Origin of the sequence: Bradyrhizobium sp. PRIMUS42, assembly GCF_023006515.1 — a bacterium.
GTDB lineage: Bacteria > Pseudomonadota > Alphaproteobacteria > Rhizobiales > Xanthobacteraceae > Bradyrhizobium.
In genome coordinates this window covers 1-7925 of sequence record NZ_JALBGZ010000261.1, presented here as the reverse complement: position 1 = coordinate 7925, position 7925 = coordinate 1, and the positions used below count along the sequence as shown (strand labels likewise).

The following is a 7925-nucleotide window of genomic DNA, read 5'->3' as shown; positions in this document are numbered from 1 at the left end:
CCCGCGCCCGGCAATGGACCGCGCGAGGGCGCTGCCGGTGCGGGCGTCGCCTCCGACGGCGTACTGACCGCGGAATCAGCCGCACCGTTACCGAGATCGAAGAAGCTGGTGTCGATGCCGTGGCTATCGAGGAAGGCTCTGACGTTGGCGAGCTGCGACTTGAGGGTCTTGCTCAGCAACGAAGCCTGCTCGGCAATGGTGGCGCCGCCGAGATAGGCGATGCCGACGAGCATCAGGGCCAGCGCGGTGCAGACGATCGCGAGCCGCACCGCATGCGGCAGGGGCACGCGGCGGCCGAGCGCGATCGTCAGCGCGTTTAGACCGAGACCGAGCAGCATGCCGGTGAAGATCAGCAGCAGGGTGGCGGCGAAATACCAGGTGAAGGCGAGCAGCGCGGTGAACAGCACGACGCCGATGCCCCCGACCGAGATTGCCCAAGCCTGATCCCGAGCCTGGTCGTCGCGGGTCCGGAAGCGTTCATCTTTGGACATCGTCACATCGGGTCCTTTTCAGCGCGGCGCGCCGCACTCTCTCGACAAACGCGCTTCCGATCAAGTCCGCGTCGACGCGCTGGTTTGACGGCGGCGCGCCGGCGGTGCAGAGCGATGAGGAAAGAACAGTGGGGGCCGCTTGAGCTTCATCAGCAAATGGGTCGGTCTACTCGGGCTCCTGGCCGTGCTCGTGATCGGCGACCAGATCCGGATCAACCGGCCCGGCCACAAATTTCGCCTCACGGTCGAGGTGACGACACCCGACGGGATCAAGACCGGGTCCGGCGTTCTGGCGGTCGTGCCCGACCGCAACTATAACCGCGGCGGCCGTACCACGACGCGCGGGGAGGCGGTGTTTGTCGACCTCGGCCAAGACTTGGGCCAGGACCGCGGCAAAGGCAGGAATCTGGTGGCATTGCTGGCGCACCGGCAGGGCTCCAAGCTGGACTTCGACGACATCAACTATGTCGCGCTCCGCGCCTATGGCGCCGCGCGCGGCAACCGCGTCTCGTTCAACGATATCTACCGGCAGACCGGCGTCGTGCCGGTGCAGGGCGACCTCGTTCCCGTGCTCGTGAGCTTTGGCAACCCCAATGATCCCAAGACCGCGCGCCTTGTCGCCGCCGACCATGCCGAGGCGGTTCTGGGCGACGGCTATGCGATCCGTAGCCTCACGGCCGAGGTCGTGCCCAACGGGTTTTGGCCGATTGATTTCGGTGGGGCGCTCGGGGAGCCCGTGACGCGCGGAATCGACGCGAAATTGCCCTGGCTGACCGCGCCGGGCGATCCGGCGGCAATTGCACTGGAGGCCGCCGGCCTGCCTGCCGGGGGCGAGGCCCGGGAGGCATTTGCGCGAAAATAGCATTGCCGTCCCGCGTACCCTTCTGTTGAATTTGTTCCATCGGAGGGGCATGTTTGGGGAATCTTCTTCGGCGGAGAGGCACGGAACGACAGATGAGAAAGCCGGTCGTCGGCGTGATCGGGAATTCCCATCGCGTCGAAAATCGATTTCAGGTCCAGATGGTCGGCGAGCGAAACCTGCGCGCCGTGGCCGAGGTCTCCGGTGGCTTGCCGTTGATCGTCGCGGCCGCGCCCGACATCACTGATATCGGCGCGCTGCTCGACGTGGTCGACGGGATCGTGCTCACCGGCGCCCGCGCCAATGTCCATCCGACCCGCTTCAATGTCGATCCGTGTGAGCGGCACGAGCCCTACGATATCCATCGCGACGAGGTGGCGCTGGCGCTTTCGGTCGCCTGTGTCGCCCGCGGCGTGCCGCTGTTCGGCATCTGCCGCGGCCTCCAGGAGATGAACGTCGCCTTCGGCGGCTCGCTGCATCCCGAGATCCGCGAAATCCCCGGCCGCATGAACCATCGCATGCCCCGGCTCGAGAACGGCGAGATCCATCCCGATCCGACCGTCGTGTTCGCCGACCGTCACGACGTCGACCTGACGCCCGGCGGGGCGTTCGCAAGACTGCTCGGCTGCGAGAAGATCCGGGTCAATTCGCTGCACGGGCAGGGCATATTGGAGCCGGGCAAGCGCGTGCTGATCGAAGGCATCGCCGAGGACGGCACCATCGAGGCGATCCGCATCGCGGACGCCCCGACCTTTGCGCTCGGCGTGCAATGGCACGCCGAATACGATCCCCAGCACAATCCCATCAACCGCAAGCTGTTCGAGGCGTTCGGCGAAGCGCTGGTCGCAAGGCAGAAGGCGGCGGCATAGGGGACCCTCGTGTCCCGGACGCGCTGCAGCGTTCTGACGCTGCTGCGCAGAGCCGGGACCCAGCGCTGTGAACTCCGTTGCGATATGGGCCCGCGGCTCTGCAGCGCACCGCCAAGGGGCGCTGCGCCGCGTCCGGGGCGCGAGAGCACGAGTTTGGCGCTCCCTCTCTCCACGTCGTCATTGCGAGGAGCCCTTGCGACGAAGCAATCCAGACCCTTCCGCGGCGGCAGTCTGGATTGCTTCGCTGCGCTCGCAATGACGGTGCAAGGGGCATCGTCGGCATTCTCCAACTCTCAGCTTACTGGCAGACACGCCTTCGCAGTCTCGCGGCGCGTTTCGCCCGAGGCTTGCTGTCGTTCGGCGCCCGATGAAGGCCAAAGGGCGCAGGGAAGGCCGGGCGCCGGCGGCACCCGAGATCCGTGCGCTACGAAGATGCACACGGGGTGGATCACAGGTGATGCCGGTCGCCCGGCCCTTCCCTGCGCGGATGGTTTTAACGGTGTCCTTCGTGCTCTCCCCGGGGAGCGATGCACTATTGCCCCCGTCGCCTTGCGGATGATCGATGCGCGTGCCCGGTCGGGCCGCCACATCACCGCTGAGACTTGACGCACAGACCCCGGGCGTCAGGACCACACGACTTCTCCGTCCGCGGACGACCGGGCCGGATCGTCAGGGGCTGGCGCGTGCTCGCCCCCGGTGTCCAACCTGACCGCTGTGACCGCGCCGGGTCGTATCGCGTCGCCTGAGGACTCACGGTTGCCCGCCCTGTCATCACGCATGCCGCGCCGGCGCTACCGCATCCACCGCAAGCCCGGCCCGCATCTCGTGACGATCGCGAAGCGCCCCTTTGGCAGGGGCCGGGATGAGCGGTGTATGCCATAAATCCGAAATTCGGGAAAGTGGAATGTTTTTGCGGGCAGGGGTTGACGAGGTGTTTCGGTGTGTTGCCCGACGCCTCGTGGGCGGCTTGATCTTCTTGGGCGCTCGTCCTAGCCCAAAACGTCGAGGTCTGCCGCGGGATCGAAGCCGGTCGTGCTCGCCGCTGCGCTGCCAGCAAGTGACCCGGGCGGACCGCGCCGGATTGCGCTATCCTAATGCCGGGAGCCGCTTTATCGGGAAGACTTGTCGGGTGGGTTTGGCAGACACACCTAAAGTTCTGCCCAAGACCGAGGATGACCTTCATGAGCAGACCTGTGAAGACTGAAAGCGAACTGATCGCCATGGCGAAGGCCGAGTTGAAGGTCCACGCCGACTGTCCCGATGGCATGACAATTTCCATCCTTCGCGACGGTCATTCCTGGGAGTTTCGAGCCAGCGCTGATCAGGCCACCTCAGATCGGCCCGGTTACCCTGAATGCGTCGCCATGCTTGTCCAGATCGGCGATCATCTCTGCAAGCAGTACGACGTCGAGGGGTAGGCGTACCCGCAATTCGACCATGCCGCATGGGATCTCAGAGCATGCGTCCGAATACCATCGTCAGGCCAGCCGCGAATGACATGACGACCAGCAGGGGAATTGCTGTCTCGAAGAACGGAAGCGCCATCCATCGATGCGGTTGCCCGTTGCGAGGCAAGAACAACCAGAGGAGAGCAATTGACAAAACGACCAGGAGTGCGCCGATCACGAAATTCCCCTCTGGAGCAGCGATATCCGCGTTAAAGGCAGCCCGTCCGAGAATCGCGTTGCCTGCAGCCCCGCAGGCCAACCCATAAAGCACTGCGACCATGTTTTAGTCGTTGCTGCGCGAAATTGTCCATTTTCTTGTTGACCCGGAATTGGCTGACGGTAATTGTGCCTTGCTTCACGCGGCGGGCGAGACCTGAACATGTCTTGCCGAAAACCGACAACAAGAACGGGCGGAAGCATCAGGAGGGTGAACTAGCTCCCGCGCAGAAGTGGAAGGCTGCTGATACAGCGCCTGATCCTGCTCGTTTGGGGGGGAGCACTCAGCGAGCGGGGAAAAGGCATCGATGCGCCCATTGTTGGCGGTAAGTACGGCTATCGACTGGCTGAATGAAAAGGTCGGCAACGTCTGCAACATTCTGGTGCTCGCGGCCTGCGTGGTCAGCGCTGTAAATGCGATGATCCGGTATGCCTTCAGCTACAGTTCCAACAGCTGGCTCGAGACGCAGTGGTATATGTTCGCCGTCATCGTGATGTTCGGCTCGTCCTATACCTTCAAACGCAACGAGCATGTGCGCGTCGAAATCCTGTACCTCATGCTTTCCGAACGCGGCCAGCTGTGGCTCGACCTGATCGGGACATTGGTTTTCCTCGTCCCGGCGTGCCTGCTCCTCAGCTACCTCTCGTGGTCGATGTTCTACAACTCGCTCATCATCGGCGAGATGTCCAATAATGCTGGCGGCCTCCTCCGGTGGCCGATCAAGTTTGTCCTGCCGGCAGGATTTTTCATGGTGGCTTTGCAAGGTGTTTCGGAAGCCATCAAACGCATTGCGGCCTTGCGTGGTGAAGTCACCATCGAGGCGAAATACGAGCGGCCGACCCAATGATCACGATTGATATGATGCCGCCGCTGATGTTCGGCGGGCTGGTCTTCGCCATGCTGATCGGATTTCCGGTCGCTTTCACGCTGGCCGCTCTCGGCCTTTCGTTCGGCTTTCTCGCGATCCACGAAGGATTTTTCGGGTTTAGCTTCCTCCAGGCAATCCCCGAGCGCATCTACGGCAGCGTTCTGGCAAACGAACTGCTGCTGGCAATTCCATTCTTCACGTTCATGGGATCGATCCTCGAGCGATGCGGCCTCGCAGAGGACATGCTGGATTCAATGGGGCAGTTGTTCGGCCCCATTCGCGGCGGTCTCGGCTATTCCGTGATCATTGTCGGCTTCATCCTCGGCGCTATCACAGGCACCGTGGCGGCGCAGGTGATCGCGATGGCGCTGATCTCGATGCCGGTGATGATCCGCTACGGCTACAACATGCGCTACATCACCGGCGTGCTCGCGGCCTCCGGCACCATCACCCAGCTGGTGCCTCCCTCACTGGTTCTGATCGTGCTCGCGGATCAGCTCGGGAAGTCGGTTGGCGATATGTATCTGGGCGCCTGGGGCCCATCGCTGCTTCAGATCGCACTCTTCGCGGGCTACACGTTTGCTCTGAGCGTGATCAAGCCGGGTCACGTTCCGGCGGTACCCAAGGAAGCAAGGACACTCACAGGCTGGGCGCTCTGGCGCAAATGCCTTTTGGGCATCATCCCGTCCGCCGTCCTGATCTTCGTAGTGCTCGGCACGATGATGCTCGGCCTCGCCACCCCGACCGAAGCAGGCGCGATGGGCGCAGTCGGCGCGATCGTCCTCGCCGTCATCCATCACAAGGATTTCAGCTCGGCTGGTCACAAGGTATTGTTCGTCGGCGTTGCGGCCGCGGGTGTCGGTACCATCATCGGCATCTACTTCACGCCGAATCTGGTGTTCAAGATCGCCTTTGCGATTGCCTATCTCGCAGTCGCCTGGGTTTGCATCGAGACGATCAGGATTCCCGACCTCCGCATCCTGGTCAAGCAGGGCTACGAGACTACCATGCGCATCACCTGCATGGTGACGTTCATCCTGATCGGATCGACCTGCTTCTCGATCGTCTTTCTCGGCTGCAACGGTGGTGTCTGGCTGGAGCACATGCTGACGTCGCTGCCGGGCGGCGTCTGGGGCTTCCTGATCTTCATGAACCTCTTCATCTTCTTCATCGCCTTCTTCCTCGACTTCTTCGAGATCGCCTTCATCATCATCCCGATGATCGCGCCGATCGCGCAGAAGCTGCTCACCCCCGTCGTCGGGGCGGATGCGGCCTTGATCTGGTTCGGTGTCATGCTCTGCGTCAACATGCAGACCTCGTTCCTGCATCCGCCCTTCGGCTTCGCCTTGTTCTACCTGCGGGGCGTGGCGCCGAAGGAGGTCAAGAGCTCGGACATCTATTGGGGCGCGATGCCCTGGATCGGTCTGCAGGCGATCATGGTTGCGGTCGTCATCGCGTTCCCGATCACCGTCACCGGGCTGCTGGACGCTCCCAGGAAGGTGGATCTGGACAAGATCAAGATCGAAATTCCGGATATTGAGCTGCCACCGCCGCTTGATTTCGGCCAGCCGAAGAATTGAGGGAATATCTCTGCCCGGGATCGATCCGGGGAGAGATATTGGGGGGCTGCCGGCCGCCTGCGAAGGCATGCCCCTTTGCACGGGGAACAGCAGCCCCAATGGGGATTTTGCGACTGACCGATCGTCTGGTGGAGTAGACGGTCACCTCGTGCTGTGGCTAAGTTTAAGCCCAGAGCAGCATTAGGAGAGCCCGATGCCGTATTTCCCATCTGAACAAGACCGAGACCTCCGCATCTGCAAGGTGCTTGCCGACCTGTTTTGCGCAATTCTGCTCGGGACCTTTTCCATCGTGTTCTTCGGCTGGCTCGGCGGCATTGCCGCCTTCGTTATCCTTGAAGCTTGTCTGATCGGGCTCGACTGGCTCATCCCCAGCGCGGACGACGCGGCAGGAGTTGTCCGCTAAGGGCATCTTCAACGGCCGAACCTCGCTTCGTTCATTCCTGGCCGCCGGACGATGTGGGTGCGTAGGGCGGATTAGCCGAAGGCGTAATCTGCCGTTTTGATCGTTGGGACGCATGAATGCCGAACTACCGTCGTGCACTGGTTTCGGGCGGTTGCTGGTCTTCACCGTCAATCTGCTCGATCGAAAGCGAAGACTCCTCGTCGAGCATATTGACGCCCTGCGCGTAGCTGTTGCAGCCACACGTCGGGACTATCCGTTCAAGATCGATGCGTTTGTCGTTCTTCCGAACCACCTTCATGCGGTCTGGACGCTTCCGGACGGCGATGCCGATTTTTGGGCGGGGAATAGCAGCGCGGACGGTGACTTTGGCGAACGTGCGTGAGTCGCGAGCAAGCGGCGGATTACGCCTTCGGCTAATCCGCCCTACGAGAACCGGCTCCATGCATCGAATGCGTATTCCAAATCTCGGACGAATAAACCAATCGGTAGGAATTGATCCGCCTCTGTTTTTACGGATCTGATTTGTTCTTTGAGAACGAAGTGGAGTCAGATGCAGAACGAAAGCCGACGGATCTGATCTGCAAGGTTTATCCCTGCACCATCCGCTCCATCCGCCGCGCGCGATAGGCCTGCGGTGACATCAAAGTCAATTTCCGGAACGCCTTGCGAAAGCTGCTCTCGTCCTCGTAGCCGGCCGTGCGCGCGATGGCCTTGATCGGCTGCGTTGTCGTCTCCAGCAGCGTGCGCGCGTGCTCGACGCGGCGGCGCATGATGAAGGCCTGCGGCGGTTCGCGCGTGAGCTCCTGAAATTTCCGGTTCAGCGTACGCTCACTGAGGCCGAGCGCGCCGGCAAGGCGCTTGACCGTCATCGGGGCCTTGCCGGTGCGGCGAACCAGCAGGTCGGCTCTGGTCAGCAGCGGGTCCTGCGAGAGCAGATAGCCGACGGGCATGAAAATCGATTGGGTCCGCTGGGCCGTGTCGATGACGACGTAGTCCGCGCACAGCTTTGCGATCTCCTTGCCCTCGACCATCTCGATCAGCCGGAGCAGGAGGTCGACCCACGACATCGGCCCGGCCGCGCAGACGAGGCGGTCGGTCGCGGTGATAACAGCGTCGGCCGCGAGGTCGACCGCTGGATGGCGTTGCCGCAGCTCGCCTTGCAGCCACCAGGTGATGGTGGCGCGGCGGTT

9 protein-coding genes and 1 pseudogene are annotated in these 7925 nt (G+C 62.5%); 7 read left to right on the top strand and 3 right to left on the bottom strand.

Features of this window, described 5'->3' with window-relative positions:
- Positions 1-497 (bottom strand): annotated as a pseudogene (locus MOV75_RS19780) (AI-2E family transporter); the annotation flags it as partial.
- A 133-nt stretch (positions 498-630) separates the two neighbouring features.
- Between MOV75_RS19780 and MOV75_RS19775 the strand changes: the two are divergent.
- The 3 genes from MOV75_RS19775 (at position 631) to MOV75_RS19765 (ending at position 3637) form a co-directional block, all read left to right on the top strand.
- Positions 631-1353, top strand: a complete 723-nt coding sequence (locus MOV75_RS19775; protein WP_309486823.1) for a hypothetical protein — start codon at positions 631-633, stop codon at positions 1351-1353.
- Positions 1354-1445: 92 nt separating this feature from the next.
- Entirely contained in the window at positions 1446-2219 is a 774-nt protein-coding gene (locus MOV75_RS19770; protein ID WP_246926581.1) for a gamma-glutamyl-gamma-aminobutyrate hydrolase family protein, read from the top strand.
- Between the two features lie 1181 nt (positions 2220-3400).
- On the top strand, positions 3401-3637 hold the full coding sequence (locus MOV75_RS19765; protein ID WP_246926580.1) for a hypothetical protein: 237 nt from the start codon (positions 3401-3403) through the stop codon (positions 3635-3637).
- A 34-nt stretch (positions 3638-3671) separates the two neighbouring features.
- On the opposite strand, the gene MOV75_RS19760 is transcribed toward MOV75_RS19765, so the two are convergent.
- The gene (locus MOV75_RS19760; protein WP_246926573.1) at positions 3672-3947 is read right to left on the bottom strand and encodes a hypothetical protein; all 276 of its coding nucleotides are present in this window, start codon (positions 3945-3947) and stop codon (positions 3672-3674) included.
- A gap of 244 nt (positions 3948-4191) precedes the next feature.
- Here MOV75_RS19760 and MOV75_RS19755 point away from each other — a divergent pair, with 244 nt between their 5' ends.
- The 4 genes from MOV75_RS19755 (at position 4192) to MOV75_RS19740 (ending at position 7117) form a co-directional block, all read left to right on the top strand.
- Positions 4192-4731, top strand: coding sequence for a TRAP transporter small permease subunit (locus MOV75_RS19755; RefSeq protein ID WP_246926571.1), 540 nt, complete (start codon positions 4192-4194; stop codon positions 4729-4731).
- Positions 4728-6332, top strand: a complete 1605-nt coding sequence (locus MOV75_RS19750; protein WP_246926569.1) for a TRAP transporter large permease subunit — start codon at positions 4728-4730, stop codon at positions 6330-6332. Before MOV75_RS19755 ends, MOV75_RS19750 begins: the two co-directional genes overlap by 4 nt.
- Positions 6333-6525: 193 nt before the next feature.
- Positions 6526-6735, top strand: a complete 210-nt coding sequence (locus MOV75_RS19745) for a hypothetical protein (RefSeq protein ID WP_246926566.1) — start codon at positions 6526-6528, stop codon at positions 6733-6735.
- A 151-nt stretch (positions 6736-6886) separates the two neighbouring features.
- Positions 6887-7117 (top strand): hypothetical protein, encoded by a 231-nt coding sequence (locus MOV75_RS19740; RefSeq protein ID WP_246926563.1) that lies wholly within the window; start codon positions 6887-6889, stop codon positions 7115-7117.
- Positions 7118-7322: 205 nt separating this feature from the next.
- Here the strand turns inward: MOV75_RS19740 and MOV75_RS19735 are convergent.
- The coding region (locus MOV75_RS19735) for a GlxA family transcriptional regulator (protein WP_246926560.1) at positions 7323-7925 on the bottom strand (603 nt) is incomplete at its 5' end.